Here is a 17,083-nt window from a genome sequence, read left to right on the forward strand (position 1 = left end):
TATATTATAATTATATAAAATTGTTATTTATATATGAATATGCTATTAAAGGGGACATTATTCATGATTACATTAGAACGATTATTAAATGTAACAATTTATTTAGGAGTATTTTTACTTTTCATTTCGTTCATTACTTTTGTTATTAAAAGAGGGCCTGATTTATTATTTTTTCAATTTGGAATTTCTTTATTTTTTGGAGCTCAAATTATAACTGGAATAAAATTTTTTCATAACTATGGTTTCTCGTTTCACTCAAAACTAGAACTACTTATCTTTATTTTCTATGTAATTGGAATTATTACATGTATACTATTGTTCTTTCATTTTCAAAATCTGTATCGAATTTTTTTATTAATTTGTAGTTTTTTATTTTTAACTGGATCCAATTATTACTTTAAAGAAACATTAAATTTTAGTAAAAAAATCCCAAAGCAACATAAAACTTTTTTAAGTACACAAGAAGACTCTTTTCCAAAAGAAGTCCGTAAATTTTCAGAGGATTACAATAACATAATAAGGAATGACTTTTATGAAATACCGATGATTCCTACTGAATTACAGATTACAAGCAAAAAAGATTCTTCCCATAATACATCTGTCTTAGTTGAACTTCATAATAGCGAGAATGAAATTACTGATGACTCTGTACAATTAACTCCATCAGACCGTTTTTATGTGCTGTTAAATACACAAAAAACAAAAATATCAAAAATAGTATATGAAGGGCAGAATTTTTTCACATTTACAGTCACACTAAAGGCTCTTAATTTACAGCAAGAACCAGAAATTCATAATATGTTTTTAGAAATAGATAAACGTAGAGCGATAAATCTTCTTAATTTTGAAATTAAAGCCCATACTAAAGAATGGAAAGTAATATTTAAAAGTGATAGTTCTCATTCCAATCTTCCTATCACATTTACTTTTGAAAAGCGAACAGGCAAATTATAAAAATAAAAAGAGTTATTTTCTTTGAAAAATAACTCTTTTTATTTTACTTACTCCAAATCTTTCTCCCAGTTTGGGCATCAATATAACGAATTTCCCGACTACAATCAAAAGGTTCTTTATATTTTTCATCTGTCGTTTGTTTGTACAGTAGTTTGTATTTCGTTTCCTCTGCATCATGTACAAACCATTCTAATTTAACTCGGATAGCCGCTCTGTATATTTCTAACGCTTTTTCTTTTGTTACTTTTGGTGTTGTTTCATATGTAAGTAATTTTTTTATAAAGTTGCTAGACTCCCCCGAGTAGTGCATAACAGCACCATTTTCTGCATTGATGTTGATCATAAATTGGTTATACTCTGCCGGAATATCATTTATATATACAGAAAAGATAAATCTTTCAATCCCATCTTCTTCTGCTTCACGTTCCTCCCACAGACGCAGATATTGTTTGATATCTGGAATAACTCGTTCTAAAAATTGAAGTGCTTTTTGTAAGCATTCCTCTCTAGACAGTATTTGCTTTACTTCTTTATCATCTGTCAGTTTTATAAAACCTGTTAATTCATTGGTTAATTTATCAATTGTAACGCTAACTAAATTATTATATTTCAACATCGGTAAATGCTTTTTAAAGAATTCATTCATTAAATATGGATTCTTTTCTTCTTTCTGTTTTTGTAATTCCTCTTTCGGAACAAATTTCATCCTTATTTCATCATCATTTTCCGTCTCATCTACTTTTGTAAAACCTTCTTTATTCCAGTCAAATAAATCGAATACATCATCTTGTTGGCTACCCCTTTTTTGTTTTCTAACAGCCACTGTTGGCGGTAATTTATAATGATCTGGTCCAAATAAATCTTTACCTGTACTTGCATCAATAAATACATGACTAGGTTCTGGTACATACACAAGGTGGTACCCTTTTACTTCTTCTCCATTTTCATATTTACATAAAGAATGTGTTAAATCTACAAATACAAGCCTCATATCTTGTTTAGCCTTTAAGTTGTCTAAAACGATATTCTCCTCAACAATCTCACTTGGCCATAACGGCTTTTCTTTTATGCTTTCTCGTCCGTTATAATGAAAATTCACAACATTCCCTGAAGGATGCACTTGCACCACACATCCTGTATCCGGTAATGGATATCCATTTACTTCTTGCATATAATTTATTTCTTTCCAGCCACGCCAATCATCCTGGATAGTTACATATGTATAAAACTCTAATCCTTCTTCCACATGTTTTTTTATAAATACATTTGCAATCTCTCTTACCCTATTCTCCTCTATAACTTCCTTATCACTCGAAAAATAATTTCCATCATCTATCCTAAATTCAATTAAATTACCAGTATGTCTATTCAATGTAATTTGTATCGTTCTCTCCTGATCCTCTTTATGCTCCCACCATAATAGATGATACGGGTCATCAACCCCTTCTTGATCATCTACAACAAGACTATATTCATCTGGAATGTTAATAATATGAGCCACTCGCTCTTTTCTTTCTTTATCTTTTTGATTCATCATACCGCTCCTTTTATTACATTTTAAGGTAATTATAACAAAGAAAACCAAAACTTATTAACAAAAAAAGACTAGAGATATCTCTAGTCTTCTACTTCGTCTCACGATGTAACGTTACTCGCTTTAATCGTGGACAATATTTTTTTAGTTCGATGCGTTCTGGATTGTTTCGTTTATTTTTTTTAGAAATGTAATTACGATCGCCGCACTCCGTACAAGCTAATGTAATATTTACACGCATAGGTAATTCTCCTTTCTTTCAAAGATCGCAAACTAAAACGTAATGATTACGATTTATATATTATAAAACTTCATTCTATTTGTCAATTGCAAAAACAAGAAGATTCCATTTAGAATCCCCTTGTTTTTATAGTTAAATCAATTTTCTCCCGCATTAACGGGCAGTAAGACCCCCACTAATTAAAAGTTTCACTTTATTAAAACGATTCGTATGTAACAAATTCACTAATCGGCTTTCGATATCCTCGTGGGCGAGTTTTAGTCATATCACTTTTTCCTATCGTAATCATTAAAACAGGTACTATATGCTCCGGCATATTTAATTCACTTTGTACTGCTTTTTCATCGAAACCAATCATTGGACATGTATCATAGCCATAATATTTAGCTGCGTACATAAAAGTCATCGCGCTTAACGAAGCATTTCTAATCGCTTCATCCTCCATGAAACGCTCTCCTTTTCCTTCATATAAACCTTTCGTTTGCCTAATTGTATCTTCATATTCACATTCATCAATCATTTTTAAAACTTTCATACCGAAGTAAATATTTTCAACATTTTGGTATGCTTTTTTATCACCACAAACGAGCACTACCGCTGATGCACTCGATACTTTATATTGACCGAAAGCTAATTCTTTTAATCTTTCTTTTCGCTCTTGATCACGAATTACAACATAATGTGTGTGCTGCAAATTATAGCAAGATGGAGAAAGCTTAGTTAACTCAAATATTTTTTTAAAATCCTCATTAGGGATTTCTATACCTTGTATAAATTTCATTGCAGAACGTCTAGCAATTGCTAATTCTTCAAAGTTCACCATATATCCTCCTCAATAACTATAAATTCAAATATACATTAATTTATACAAATAGATAAATCAAATAAAAACACTTTAAATCCGAATAATAATTATGATTAACAGCAAAAAAGACAAAAAGCTGAAACAATTAGTTCATACGAAATTCACACGAATCTATTACTATAGAAACTGTACATAGTGAACTTATTAACAATCACGTTTATTTATATAAAATCTTACTCGAAAGGAGTTGAAAGTATGAAAACTAAATATCGCTTTATGATCTCATCATTTGCTGCTTGCGCTTATATGATTTGGTATTTAGTATAATAACGACCTCACTTGCAAATAGGAAAAGGTGTGTATATAAATGGAATATAATCAATCAACAGTTAACTACTGGAAAGCTTTTGTATTACCATATACATTTGCTTTAGAAGAGTTAAAAACTAAATTTGAAATTATGAACCGGGAAGCTCAATTTCTAGAGGATTACAACCCGTTTGAACATATAAAAACAAGACTAAAACAACCTGAAAGTATTATTAAAAAACTAGAGCGCAAAAGCTTATTACCAACAGTTGAAAACGCTCAAACACATTTACAAGATATTATTGGTATTCGTATTACATGTTGCTTCGTAGAAGATATCTATCATTTGAAAGAAGTCATTCAAAAACGCGAAGATATGGAAGTCATAGAAGTAAAAGATTATATCGCTAACCCAAAACGAAACGGATATAAAAGTTTACACATGATTATTAAATACCCTTTATCACTAAATTCTGGTACAAAAGATGTATTTGCAGAAATTCAGTTACGTACACTAGCAATGGACTTTTGGGCAAGTTTAGAACACAAACTTTATTATAAATATGAAGGGAAAATACCGGAGTATTTAAAAGATGAACTACATGATGCAGCAATGAAAGCTGAAGATCTTGATAATAAAATGGCCACAATCCGTCAAGATATTGATGATATTGAGGCATGCTCAAATCAAATTATGCTACCACTATAAAAAAAGGTTCTCGCCAATGAGAACCTTTTTTCTACCATTTTGGGAAGTACGACTCCTACACTTATTAAAGTTTCACGTTATTTTTTCTCTATTGTTCGAACCTCTTCAATCTTCCATTTATCCTCTTCTTTTCCAAGGGCATACCGTACTTTCTTTTGAAGAGTGATACTGTCGTCTACTTCCTTTTCTTTCGTTTCAACAATAACATACCCTACTTTACTAACTTTCATATCTATATGTTCCAATTCAATTTTCTTATTTCCCTTTTGAAATGCGGCTTCTTTTTGTGTTTTTAAGTCTTCAGCACTAGGCATCTTCTTTGAAAATAACTCCATATGTTCTGCAAGATTTTTTTCATTCGTCGTTCGCACAAATGTATGAATAACATCTTGAATAGATCTCTCTTCTTCTTTTGTTATTTGTACCTTTTCCTCAGTTTTTTTAGTAGTAGATTTTTGTTCTACATTATTCTCTTCTTGTTGACATCCAACTAGTAATACTACAAATACTAAAAGGAATCTTAATTTCCTAAATAAATTTTTCATATTCCCAACTCCTAAAAAGAAAAGTGAGGCATTTCGCCTCACTTTCGCTCTTAATTAGCGTCTTCCTTTATTCGGATCGCCGCCGCCAACAATATCAAAGACACGTTTCGCTATATTTGTATTCTCTTGAACGCCAGAGAACAAGTATTTACCTGGACCAAATGCATATACGTTCACATCTTCCCCTGTATGTCCACCCGTTGTCCAGCCTGTAACCGAGCGCTTATTGAAAATATCTTCAATTGCATTATCAATCTTTGTTACATCTTTTGAAGGAGCTATATCATTTACAGCTTGAATTTCTTCTGGAGTTAATTGTAAATCAATATACTTTTTCAATGTTTCTTCTACATTTGCACCTTTTGCAATCTCATTTGCCATAAAGTCTGGTGTACGCTTTGCAGCTTTAATTGGATCTACTTTAAAGTTATACTCGCCATTGGCACCTAAAGATAATCCACCAGTAGCGTGATCTGCCGTTGCAACAACTAACGTATTTTTATCTTTTTTCGCAAACTCAATCGCTGCTTTGAAAGCTTTTTCGAAGTCTTCCATTTCACTCATTGCACCAACAATATCATTATCATGTCCAGCCCAGTCGATTTGACTTCCTTCCACCATTAAGAAGAAACCATTTTTATTTTTGTTCAAACGCTCAATTGCTGCATTAGTCATTTCTTCTAATGAAGGTGTTTTCTCATTACGGTCAATCATTTTATCTAATCCACCTGGTGCAAATAAACCAAGAATTTGATCATTTTTATCATTTAACAATTGATCTCGATCCGTTACATAGCTATAACCAGATTTCTTGAACTCTTCTGTAAGATTACGATCTTTTCTAACAAAGTTCTTTACGCCGCCGCCAAGCATAACATCTACTTTATGCTTCCCTTTAATTTTCTCATCAAAATAATCATTTGCAATTGCGTCCATATTTTTACGGCTAATGTCATGCGCACCGAAAGCAGCTGGTGTTGCATGTGTAATTTCAGAAGTTGCAACGAGTCCCGTTGATTTCCCTTTTTCTTTCGCTTGCTCAAGAACTGTTTTCACTTCCGCTTTATCATTATCAACTGCAATTGCAGCATTATATGTTTTAATCCCTGCTGACATAGCTGTTGCTGCCGATGCAGAGTCTGTAATATTTTCATGTTCATCTTCTGGGTATGTTTTTTGTGTTCCTACAAGATGCTTATCAAATTCTGTAGATTCCATTTCAAAGGTTTTTGGATTATCTTTCATATAACGGTGAGCCGTCATATATGAAGGGCCCATACCATCCCCAATTAATACGATAACATTTTTAATCTTTGCATTGCTTCCGTTCTCATCTGCATTAACCTCACTAGAACGAGTAAAATTCCATGTTGCTACCGAAGTAACTGCTAATGATGCCACAACTGCAAATGGCCATGCTTTTTTCACAAACTTTTTCACTGTCTTGTCCCCCTAATTAGGTTATTCATTTCCCACTATCAAATTTAATGGAAGACTATTAAGAGAAAATTAGCTGTATGTAAATTTTTTGTTAACTTATGTAAATATCAGTTATAATTTGTATAACTTTGTCTTTTTGTATCAATCATCCCGCCCTTTACAATTTAAATATAAACAAGTTGGATTTCATTTAACGTAAATCTCTTTTTTTACATTTTGACTCTATTTTTATGAAAATAAATAGAAATGCGGTGAGCCTTTATGAAAATAGTAAAGCTAAATGAGTCTTTTATTTTTGAATTACTTAATCTTTGCAAATCTGTTGGATGGTTACACGATGAAATTTTTATGAAAAAACAATTCGAAATGTATCTTTCTATCGGCACACTTGTAGGTTACATTCATGAAAACAAACTCATTGCGACTGGAGGAGTATTTCCCTTTCCAAGTAACTTCGCTTCCATTGGTATGTTAATCGTTCACCCTAATTTTCAAGGACGCGGATTAGGGCGCATGTTGCTAAATCATTGCTTGGAACAAATTCATCCAAAACAACCCATTGCACTTATTGCGACAAAAGCTGGCGAACCTCTATACACATCATGTGGATTTCAAACAGCAACAACGATTCATCGTTTTGAAAAGCAGACTATTAAGACGTATCCTTCTCACTTACAACAAGTACAAGAAGAAGACCTTATATCTCTTACTTCTCTGGATCAAATTGCAACTGGTATGAATCGTTCTCTACTTTACTCTTTGCTATTACCAAGGGCCGTATACTCTTTTAAAATTGAAAGAAATAACTGTATAGAAGCTTTTTCATTATGCATACAAAAGGGCAATATATTATGTATCAATCCACTTATCGCCAAGCAAGAAGAAGATGCTATCCAATTATTAAAAAAGATATGTGAATGTTGGAATGGTATAGTACGAATTGATGTTCCACACTCACAATTTACATTTCGTCAATTTCTTCAAACAAAAAATTTCCAAGAAACGCTCCTTTCACCTCTTATGATAAAAAATGGTAGCCAACTTCCTGGAAATCGTAATATGCTATTTGCTATGATAGATACAGCGTTATGTTAGAAAGGAGACACCTAATTGAAGCGATTTAGCTATTTTATGGTAGGTTGTCTTACTCTTACACTATTAGTAGGATGTAGTGCAGCAGAAAAGCCAGTAGAACAAGTAAAACAAGTTAAAAATACAATTACAGCGAAACTAGCTACCGAGGAAAAAATGGTAGAAATAGATGGTCAAACCATTTACTTTAAAAAGATTGGTAATGAAAAACCACCTTTACTTATGATTCATGGCTTTGGAGGGTCATCAGATGGTTTTCAAAAGATTTACTCCGATTTAGCAAAAGATCATACAATTATTTCTGTAGATGCTTTAGGATTCGGGCGCTCATCTAAGCCAATGGATTTTTATTATTCTTTTCCAACTCATGCAAATTTGTATTATAAATTAATGAAAAAACTAGGGTATGATTCATTCGCAATACTGGGGCATTCCATGGGGGGAGAAATTTCTCTAAATTTAACATATTTATATCCTGAAGCAGTTACTCACCTTATTTTAACTGATGCTACAGGTGGCCCTCATACATTCGTTACTAAACAAGGCTCACCAAAACCACAATTGTCGACTGATTTAAATGCAGTTTCTTCTATTACAGATTATGATGAAAGCAAAGTGAAATTCAAACGTAATGATGAAGAGCATTATAATAAAATGAAATTATGGCCTAGACGTCTTAAAATTAATGCAAATGAAATAAAACAACCAACTTTAATTATATGGGGCAGAAATGATAGTAGCGTTTCCTGGAAAGAAGGAGAAACGTATCATCAATTCTTAAAAAATAGCACTTTACATATTATTGAAAAAGGTTATCATGCACCATTTCGCCAAGAACCACAAGAATTTGTCGGGTATGTAAAAGATTTCTTTAAGAACAATCCGATTAAAGTTGAAAAATAACATAAACGGGTATCTCAAAATGAGATACCCGTTTTCATATATTAAGCAGCTTGCTTTTGGCGTTTTGGAGTTTTTGATCCTAATACTTTCGGGATAACGAAGCCATCCATTCCAAATTTCCCAGCGTTCATACCGGAAACAAGAACAAACATAGATAAGATAACCATCTCAGGGTTCACACCAATTGACCCACTAAACATATAGGAAAAGTTCATTACAAGACCAAAAAAGACCGCTGTTTTTGTTAAACAGCCTACAATTAAACCAATTCCGACTAAAATTTCTCCCCATGTTACAAGTGTATTAAACAAATCTACATTTGGAATTGCAAATTCTTGTAAGAATGATGCCCACCAAGATTGAACAGCCGGTTGTGCACCTTTAGATTTTTCAATTGCCCCTTGCAAATAACCTGTTGCATCGAATCCTTTTCCTTGTAGTTTACCGATTCCAGCCATTAACCATGTGTAACCAAGATATACTCGAATTACTGCTAATGCAAAAGAAACTGCTTTGTTTTCTCTTAAAAATTGAATAACCATATCTTCCTCCTAAAGTTGTAATTAAGTTAGTTACAGATAATATAATAACATTAGTTACTTATTTTTCAAACGTTAATTATGAATAATCTGTGACATGCGTATGAAACATTAAAAACTAACGTTTATATAGTAACTTTTATTACCTGTAAAAACTTGAACATATCATACCACAAGTGATAACCATTTTCATTGAAAAAAATGTAAAAAAAATGTGAGTTAAATGTGAAACACGTTTATTCGAATATAGAATAAACGTGTTTCACACTAATTATAGAATCGAAATGTATGTGTCTCCTCATCAATTAAACTCGCTTCTTGAAAGGCTTCTTCTAACGTTTTCCCATGGTTAATAACCCCATAAAATAAGCGTATAGTAAACATAAGTGCTGCATTTCCATCTACATAATCAATCGATCCAATATATGATTTCGCACCACTATGTAAAAAAGATTTTGCTAGATTTTGCTCCCCTAACGTGCACCCGCTATTTACAATATGTGTATTATGCATTTTTGCATATTTATGAATTTCTTCTGTACCAAAATACCCTCTCGGTTCATCTTGTTCATATACTTCTTCTCCTAACTCTTCCATGACAAACTTCCCTTCTTCACCATGAAAGCAAAAAATAATATAATTAATATCGTTAAATAAGTTCTTTCCAGAAAGAACTTCCACAAAATCTTTCGGTCTACCAATCCAATATGTCACAACCCTTGCACCAAAATATTCAAGAGATGCTCGGATTGATTGCGCCTCTAAATCCGAATTAAAACCAACTACTAGTGCAACATTCAACATACAACCCCCATCCTATAATCAGCCCTTATCAATCAGAATTTTATGGGATAAATCCATTTCATATATGCCCGTTTCTTTCAAAAAATCTGATCTAGTTAAAACGACTTTCTGTAAATATTGCCTATATGCTGTAATTGTTCCATCGTGAGATACAATGCAAATTCTTTCCGCACCCAGTTCATAACACCAAAGAAGAAATTTATCTACTATTTGCTGAAAACTATCCTCTGAAATAGTGTTTATACCTTCCTTCCATAACTGATTATTTGAGCTTTTCTCTATCGAAAAATGCGGAAATAACTTTGTTATCATTCCCTGATCTACTATATAATCGCACGGTAATGTTTTCGCTCCTTCTCGATAAGGAAAAATACGCGGAGATACATATGGATGGACTATTTTTTGACAAGCTACTTTCGCACTCCATATTGTCGCCGTTTGTAAAGTTCTAAGTGTAGGACTAACAATTAATATATCCGCTTCTTGTAATGATACATCACGTTGAAGTAATTTAGCTTGAGCCTTTCCTACTCTCGTCAATGGTGGGTCAAACACTTGTAAACTTTCTGGTAAATCCGTTGTATGTTCACCTTCACCATGCCGAACAAAAACGATTTTCATATTCAGTCTCCTCTTACTATAAAATCCTCACACATATTTCTTCCCTATTGCATTCTTTATTCCTGCTGTATAAAAACCGATATGTAAAAAAGGTTTGACACGAAAGTTTGTAAAATATTACAATATTAAAATATTACATGTAAAATACTTTTTACACCGAAAGGAGAATTACATATATGAAATGGATAATTGTCTTTATTGGAATGATTGTATGGGGATATATAAACGGCTTCTTTAGTAGTGATAAAACTGCTAATCCTTGGATTACAGATGATGAACGTGAAACAAAAATTAAACAAAAAGCAATTACGGCAAGCTGGTCCGGTGTTTTTATGTTTTGTACCATTAGCCTCTTAAATAAATGGTTAGGTTTAAGCACAAATGATAACTCACCGTACTTACCAGACCCTATCGCAGCTATTTTAAAGGCAAATGTAGAGTTACAAGTTTTACTCATGCTATTTGTTATGTATAGAATATTTTACTTACATTATCGAAGAAAATTAAGTGCCTAACTTCTAACTCATGATTATCCTCCTAAATGGTTATAGTAATCATGACAAAATGAAAGGAGAGATATAAACATGAGTAACTCGAATGAATTTTTAGATACACTACATGAAAAACAAGCAAAAGATGAACAAAATAGAAAGCGCCAAGGGAACGGAAACCCAGCGAAAAAAAAGCCAAATAAAACACATAAATAACAGTAAAAAACTGCCTAAAACAATCTTTTAGGCAGTTTTTTATTCTTCTTTCACCGAGATAACATTTTCCCAATTCCATTTCTCATAATACCACTCTGGTATATCTACATTTTCAATCCACTTTTTTTCATGTTTTCCATCACTATGAGCTATCCATATATTAGCTTTCTTACGATCTGAACGTATCCATATTAATTGATTGCTCTTCTTCATGAAAATTGGATGATAATCGCCTTGCTTATTAGATGACTTTGTAATTTGATATTGTTTATCGCTTGTGCTATTTATCTCATATAAAGATGGGAATGGCCTTTTTTCTGGCAGAGTTTCAAACCCTCCCTCTTTTGCTCGTGAAACGATAATTACATTATCGTTCTTCCATGTAAAATCCCAATCCACATATCCTTTCGGCGTAAATGTTTGCTGCTGGAGTACTGGCAGTTCTTTTATTTTTAAATGTTTATTCTCTAATGCAACTCTCCCGCTTCCTTCAATATAAGCCAATATGTTTTTTGATGGCGCCCATTTGAACCATTCTGTATTTAATAGCATTTGATCTACTATTTCAAACCGACTACCATCTGCTCGAACTAAGCAAAGCGTATTACTATCAGCTGACCATGAAGCTGTCGGTACCGCTAAAAATGAAATCCACTTTTGATCTGGTGACCACTTAAAGCCACTTGCTACTAGCGCTAGAAAATCATCATGTTCATTTGGCAATGCATACAAATGCTTCATTTTGTGAGGATTCATATGTGCATCTTTTTGCACTTCATATAGCTGAGCCCCTGTCCATCCTGTTGGAAGTAAGTGCGCTTCAGAGGATACAAGAAAGTTCTTTCCATCAGGATACCATGCATAATCACCCACACCAGCCGATACATTTTCAAAATCTGCATTCTTTTTTTCTACATCAAATGTATTCAATGTACCTGTAAATATAAATGCAATTATATTTTCTGTTGGTGACCATTGATAATTCGATGCTTCTGAGTGAAACGGCGTAACTTTCTTTCCATCTTTCAGCCGATATAACTCAAGAATATTTTGTTTCTCCCCTTTTACATATGCCAGCCATTCTCCATCATGTGACCACTTTGGCCCTGTTATGTTCTCTCCTTTTGTAAGTTGTTTTTCTTTCCCATCAAATTTAATCCAAAGGTTATGATGACGAATAAAAGCAACTTTCACACTATTATTTTCTGCGCTAGTAATAGCGATAGAACATAAAAACATAAACAACACTACACTACCACTTACTATTAGCCTTTTCATACCATCACTCCATTTCCCTCATAGCATTCCTCACTTTCTTCCTACAATATGTGAAAAATATCGATTCGACATAATCAGAAAAAATTCCCCAAGAAATTTTCAATTCATAGAGGATTGGTATGAATTATGTCGAAAGTATAGTTTATCCAACATTTATATGTATAAGTTCTAACTAAAATGTAAGATTACATTTCTGAATATTGGCACTTTTTATTAGGGGGAGTATCAATGAAAAAAACTACATCTACACTATTAAGCATGGCGCTTGTCTTTTCTAGTTTTGGAGCTTTAAGCGCTCATGCTGAATCACTACAAAAGGAGAAGCAATTTAGTCCACAATTAAAAACAACGATTGAACAGTGGGGAGAACATAAAATTGCTCAAAATGTTGAAACGAAAACAACAAAAGAAATATCAGTAATTGTAGAATTGCAACATGCACCTCTCGCTGCTCAAAGTAATATTCAGCATGCTCCAGATTTACAAAATAGTAATGTGCAGTCTTATCATGCTGAGCTAAAAAAAGCACAAGAAGATACGACTAAGAAAATAAAAGAAAAAGCACCTGGTGCAAAAATTAAAGAAGTGTATAATACGTTATTTTCCGGATTCTCTATTTCAGTTCCTGGAGATCAAATTACCTCTCTTGCTTCTTTACCTGAAGTAAAAGCAGTCTATCCGAACTTAACATATAAATTGCATGAAACATCAAAAAGTACTACTAACGAAGAAGCACCAAACATCGGTGGACCGACAATTGGTGCACCTGAAGCGTGGAATTTAAAAGATCCATCTGGCAAACCGCTTGATGGAAAAGGCATGAAAGTAGCCATTATCGACTCTGGCGTAGACTATACACACCCTGACTTAAAGGCAAATTATATCGGTGGATATGACACGGTTGATGAAGATAGCGATCCAATGGATGGTAACGTACATGGTACTCATGTAGCTGGAATTATTGCGGGTAATGGAAAAATTAAAGGCGTTGCTCCAAACGCTTCTATTCTAGCCTATCGTGTAATGAATGACGGTGGAACTGGTACAACAGATGATATTATCCAAGGGATTGAGCGAGCGATTCAAGATGGTGCGGATGTGTTAAACCTCTCCCTTGGGCAGGATTTAAATGTACCTGATCAGCCTGTAACATTAACGTTAGAACGAGCAGCGAAACTTGGTGTTACTACTGTCGTTTCAAATGGAAATGACGGACCAAAACCTTGGTCTGTTGATGCTCCCGGTAACGCAAGTAGTGTCATTTCTGTTGGAGCATCTACGGTTTCTATCCCGTTTTCAACATTCCAAGTAGCTGGTTCCAGCAAAACATATCAAGGGTTACCGTTATCAAAATCCGATTTTCCAATAGGAAATGATTCCCCTCTTGTATACGTTGGTTATGGCAATCCAAGTGATTATGCAAAACAAGATGTGAAAGGGAAATTCGCACTTATTTTACAAGGTACTTCTAGTACATTAGTAAAAGCAGAACAAGCGAAGCAAGCTGGGGCACTTGGTGTGTTATTAATCTCTAGCGAAAAAGAAATTAATATGATGCCGGAATATTTTTCACGTGAACATCTAGCTGTCCCAGTAATGCAATTATCAAATACAAATGGGGAAGAATTAAAAACTTTAATTACAAAACGAAAGAAAAATATAAAAATTGGACAACCAAAGCAAACAGAACTTATCGGTAACTTTAGTTCAAGAGGACCATCACAAGGAAGTTGGCTAATAAAGCCTGATGTTGTTGCACCTGGAGTACAAATTACTAGTACAGTACCGCGAGGCGGCTATGAATCGCATAACGGAACAAGTATGGCTGCTCCGCAAGTAGCTGGAGCGGTTGCCCTCTTGCGTCAAATGCATCCTGATTGGACGACAGAACAATTGAAAGCGGCTCTTGCTAACAATGCAAAAACATTACATGATGTCAATGAAAATACATACCCTGTTATGGCACAAGGATCAGGTTTAATTAACATTCCGAAAGCAACTCAAACAAATGTATTAGTAAAACCTAACAATGTCAGCTTTGGTCTTATTAAGCCAAATAGCGGAAAAGTAAAACTGACGCAAAATGTTACATTACAAAACCTTTCTAGTAAAAAGAAAAGTTTTTCAACTCGTGTGGAGTTACTAGATGCAAACACAAACACAAAAGTAAAAGCTTCTGTCCCTTCATCTATTAGCATTCAACCGAATAGTAGTACCGAAAAACCATTTACTATCACTGTAGATAGCTCACTACCACAAGGTGTGTATACTGGAAATGTATATGTAAAAGAACAAGGGGCAAAAGAAGAAATTCGAATTCCATTCACATTTAGTATCGATCCTAAAGATTATAAACGTATCGATGGACTTGAAATTATTAATTCTACTTTTAGCCCAAATGGCGACCACGTACTAGATGATAATCTCATCAACTACTATTTAGTTGCGCCTGTGGATGATGTAACATTGCATGCAAATTTAGTTACGAAAGAACGTGTAACGTATCAAGGGATTATCCATCAAGCTAAAAATGCAACTCCTGGATACAAACCTTTCAAATGGAATGGTACAAAAGCCGATGGCACTCCTTTAGCTGACGGGCTATATCAAATCGAAGCAGTTGCTTCTAATTCTGGCGGAGAAACAAAACAAACAGCTGCTGTATTTCTTGATCGAACTGCACCTAAGTTAACATACGAAGTTGACCAAGAAAATCTCGTAATTAAAGGAAAAGTTGATGATATTCTACTAGATTGGATGTCAGAATCTGGTTGGATAGCACCTGGTATTCCAGTGAGAATGCAATATGAAATTAACGGAAATGGTGTATGGGACCAGGCATTCCTGAACCCTTGGGAGAAAAGCTATGACATTTATTTCGATCGTACTCAATTACAAGAAGGAAAAAATACTATTCACATTGTAGCAACTGATGCAGCTGGCAATACCTCTAATTTAACTGTTAATTTAGAAGTGAAATAAAGTGAAACTCTAATCAGTGGAGATTTCGTTCATCCCCACTGATTATTAGCCTTCACCAATCGGGAGTTACGGGCAGTTAATCTCCCCTCTCACTTCTTTACTCCAACCGAATTTTGAGGTAGGAATTTTACTGCTCATTAACACGGGATAAAAAAATTTTGTTGACAATTTTTTTAATATAGTTTTATAATACAAAACATAGTTTAGTTGAACGAATTATATATCGGCTTTGAAGGAATACTAGTAGCGACTTATATCACTGTCTCAGAGAACTGATGGTTGGTGCGAATCAGTACATATACAAGCGTGAATTACAATTCTGGAGCTTCTTTCCCGTAATGCTTTTTATGCATGAAGAGAAAGACGGATCTTTCCGTTATCGTAAAGTGAGTGGTAAACAATTAGTTGTTTACAAATAGGGTGGTACCGCGATTTTTATCGTCCCTATCGGATTTTCCGATAGGGACTTTTTTGCGTCCATCCTCTTACACAATTTCATATATACGCGTTGAAAGAATCGCAGTAGTATCTTATATCCCTGTTACAGAGAGCTAATGGTCGGTGGAAATTAGCACATATATAAGTATGAATTACAATTCTGGAGCTTCTTTTTCGTAGTGCTTTTATGCATGAAGGAAAAGACGGAATTTTTCCGTTATCATTAATTGAGATGTAAGTATATTTTCACTTACAAATAGGGTGGTACCGCGATTCTTTCGCCCCTATCGGACTTTCCGATAGGGGCTTTTTCTATTTCTCACAGAAACAGATGTTAAATAATTCCGAATCTTATGATAAAATTTTATAAGCGCTTACAAAAATGAAAGGAGGTGATACAAGCTATACGAAATCGATATTCAATTTTATTGAAAAAAAGGAGGATGTCTAAATGACAAAGAAAACAGAAATTCCATCACATTTAAAACCATTCGTATCCACACAACATTATGATCAATACACACCGGTGAATCACGCTGTGTGGCGTTATATTATGAGACAAAATCATAGCTTCTTAAAAGACGTTGCTCATCCAGCCTATGTGAACGGACTACAATCATCTGGTATTAATATAGATTCAATTCCAAAAGTAGAAGAAATGAATGAGTGTTTGGCACCAAGTGGCTGGGGTGCTGTAACGATTGACGGACTTATTCCCGGCGTAGCATTCTTCGATTTCCAAGGACACGGATTACTACCGATCGCAACAGATATTCGGAAAGTAGAAAATATCGAGTACACACCAGCGCCAGATATCGTACACGAAGCCGCAGGACACGCACCGATTTTACTTGATCCTACATATGCAAAATATGTGAAACGTTTTGGGCAAATTGGTGCAAAAGCTTTCTCTACAAAAGAAGAACATGATGCATTTGAAGCTGTTCGTACATTAACGATAGTAAAAGAAAGCCCTACTTCTACTCCTGATGAAGTTAAGGCTGCTGAAAATGCTGTAATTGAAAAACAAAACTTAGTTTCTGGTTTATCAGAAGCTGAACAAATTTCACGTCTTTTCTGGTGGACAGTAGAATATGGATTGATTGGAAATATAGATGATCCAAAAATATATGGTGCTGGTCTCCTTTCTTCTGTTGGCGAAAGCAAACATTGCTTAACAGA

General features: G+C 34.0%; 17 protein-coding genes and 2 other annotated features. Of the genes, 8 read left to right on the forward strand and 9 right to left on the reverse strand.

Going from position 1 to position 17,083, the window contains the following annotated elements:
• Nucleotides 1–33 precede the first annotated feature (33 nt).
• On the forward strand, nucleotides 34–954 hold the full coding sequence (locus MR107_RS10015; protein WP_242292325.1) for a hypothetical protein: 921 nt from the start codon (nucleotides 34–36) through the stop codon (nucleotides 952–954).
• Between the two features lie 43 nt (nucleotides 955–997).
• Here MR107_RS10015 and MR107_RS10020 read toward each other — a convergent pair whose 3' ends face one another.
• From MR107_RS10020 to MR107_RS10030, 3 genes are all read right to left on the reverse strand, one after another.
• On the reverse strand, nucleotides 998–2,491 hold the full coding sequence (locus MR107_RS10020; RefSeq protein ID WP_071739173.1) for a YcdB/YcdC domain-containing protein: 1,494 nt from the start codon (nucleotides 2,489–2,491) through the stop codon (nucleotides 998–1,000).
• 88 nt (nucleotides 2,492–2,579) lie between these two features.
• Complete coding sequence (gene rpmG / locus MR107_RS10025) at nucleotides 2,580–2,729, reverse strand: 50S ribosomal protein L33 (RefSeq protein ID WP_001265617.1); 150 nt, start codon at nucleotides 2,727–2,729, stop codon at nucleotides 2,580–2,582.
• Nucleotides 2,730–2,925: 196 nt separating this feature from the next.
• Complete coding sequence (locus MR107_RS10030) at nucleotides 2,926–3,552, reverse strand: nitroreductase family protein (RefSeq protein ID WP_000245983.1); 627 nt, start codon at nucleotides 3,550–3,552, stop codon at nucleotides 2,926–2,928.
• 349 nt (nucleotides 3,553–3,901) lie between these two features.
• On the opposite strand from MR107_RS10030, the gene MR107_RS10035 reads away from it, so the two are divergent.
• The gene (locus MR107_RS10035; protein WP_000456230.1) at nucleotides 3,902–4,552 is read left to right on the forward strand and encodes a GTP pyrophosphokinase; all 651 of its coding nucleotides are present in this window, start codon (nucleotides 3,902–3,904) and stop codon (nucleotides 4,550–4,552) included.
• A gap of 77 nt (nucleotides 4,553–4,629) precedes the next feature.
• Here MR107_RS10035 and MR107_RS10040 read toward each other — a convergent pair whose 3' ends face one another.
• Both MR107_RS10040 and MR107_RS10045 read right to left on the reverse strand, forming a co-directional pair.
• The gene (locus tag MR107_RS10040; protein WP_242292326.1) at nucleotides 4,630–5,097 is read right to left on the reverse strand and encodes a hypothetical protein; all 468 of its coding nucleotides are present in this window, start codon (nucleotides 5,095–5,097) and stop codon (nucleotides 4,630–4,632) included.
• A gap of 54 nt (nucleotides 5,098–5,151) precedes the next feature.
• Entirely contained in the window at nucleotides 5,152–6,537 is a 1,386-nt protein-coding gene (locus MR107_RS10045; protein WP_000714912.1) for an alkaline phosphatase, read from the reverse strand.
• 261 nt (nucleotides 6,538–6,798) lie between these two features.
• Between MR107_RS10045 and MR107_RS10050 the strand changes: the two genes are divergently transcribed.
• A complete protein-coding gene (locus MR107_RS10050; protein ID WP_242292327.1) occupies nucleotides 6,799–7,632 on the forward strand; it encodes a GNAT family N-acetyltransferase in 834 nt (277 codons plus the stop codon).
• 15 nt (nucleotides 7,633–7,647) lie between these two features.
• Nucleotides 7,648–8,532, forward strand: coding sequence for an alpha/beta fold hydrolase (locus tag MR107_RS10055; RefSeq protein ID WP_000819814.1), 885 nt, complete (start codon nucleotides 7,648–7,650; stop codon nucleotides 8,530–8,532).
• A 41-nt stretch (nucleotides 8,533–8,573) separates the two neighbouring features.
• Here MR107_RS10055 and MR107_RS10060 read toward each other — a convergent pair whose 3' ends face one another.
• From MR107_RS10060 to MR107_RS10070, 3 genes are all read right to left on the reverse strand, one after another.
• Nucleotides 8,574–9,074 (reverse strand): DoxX family protein, encoded by a 501-nt coding sequence (locus tag MR107_RS10060; RefSeq protein ID WP_000236592.1) that lies wholly within the window; start codon nucleotides 9,072–9,074, stop codon nucleotides 8,574–8,576.
• Nucleotides 9,075–9,338: 264 nt separating this feature from the next.
• On the reverse strand, nucleotides 9,339–9,875 hold the full coding sequence (locus tag MR107_RS10065; protein ID WP_242292328.1) for a CHAT domain-containing protein: 537 nt from the start codon (nucleotides 9,873–9,875) through the stop codon (nucleotides 9,339–9,341).
• Between the two features lie 18 nt (nucleotides 9,876–9,893).
• Nucleotides 9,894–10,496: a histidine phosphatase family protein gene (locus MR107_RS10070; RefSeq protein WP_242292329.1), complete on the reverse strand. Its 603-nt coding sequence runs from the start codon at nucleotides 10,494–10,496 to the stop codon at nucleotides 9,894–9,896.
• A 176-nt stretch (nucleotides 10,497–10,672) separates the two neighbouring features.
• Between MR107_RS10070 and MR107_RS10075 the strand changes: the two genes are divergently transcribed.
• The gene (locus MR107_RS10075; protein WP_226368611.1) at nucleotides 10,673–11,011 is read left to right on the forward strand and encodes a phosphoglycerate mutase; all 339 of its coding nucleotides are present in this window, start codon (nucleotides 10,673–10,675) and stop codon (nucleotides 11,009–11,011) included.
• Between the two features lie 69 nt (nucleotides 11,012–11,080).
• Nucleotides 11,081–11,203: a DUF4023 domain-containing protein gene (locus tag MR107_RS10080; RefSeq protein ID WP_000071866.1), complete on the forward strand. Its 123-nt coding sequence runs from the start codon at nucleotides 11,081–11,083 to the stop codon at nucleotides 11,201–11,203.
• A 39-nt stretch (nucleotides 11,204–11,242) separates the two neighbouring features.
• Here MR107_RS10080 and MR107_RS10085 read toward each other — a convergent pair whose 3' ends face one another.
• Nucleotides 11,243–12,481, reverse strand: a complete 1,239-nt coding sequence (locus MR107_RS10085; RefSeq protein WP_242292330.1) for a TolB family protein — start codon at nucleotides 12,479–12,481, stop codon at nucleotides 11,243–11,245.
• Nucleotides 12,482–12,709: 228 nt separating this feature from the next.
• Here MR107_RS10085 and MR107_RS10090 point away from each other — a divergent pair, with 228 nt between their 5' ends.
• Entirely contained in the window at nucleotides 12,710–15,463 is a 2,754-nt protein-coding gene (locus tag MR107_RS10090) for a S8 family peptidase (RefSeq protein ID WP_242292331.1), read from the forward strand.
• Nucleotides 15,464–15,683: 220 nt separating this feature from the next.
• Nucleotides 15,684–15,912: a binding site (T-box leader), on the forward strand.
• Nucleotides 15,913–15,962: 50 nt separating this feature from the next.
• Nucleotides 15,963–16,190 (forward strand) — a binding site (T-box leader).
• Between the two features lie 162 nt (nucleotides 16,191–16,352).
• Nucleotides 16,353–17,083: aromatic amino acid hydroxylase (locus MR107_RS10095; RefSeq protein WP_242292332.1), on the forward strand; the 731-nt coding region annotated here is incomplete at its 3' end.

The organism is Bacillus cereus group sp. BfR-BA-01441 (assembly GCF_022663075.1).
In the GTDB taxonomy this organism is placed as follows: Bacteria; Bacillota; Bacilli; order Bacillales; family Bacillaceae_G; genus Bacillus_A; species Bacillus_A cereus.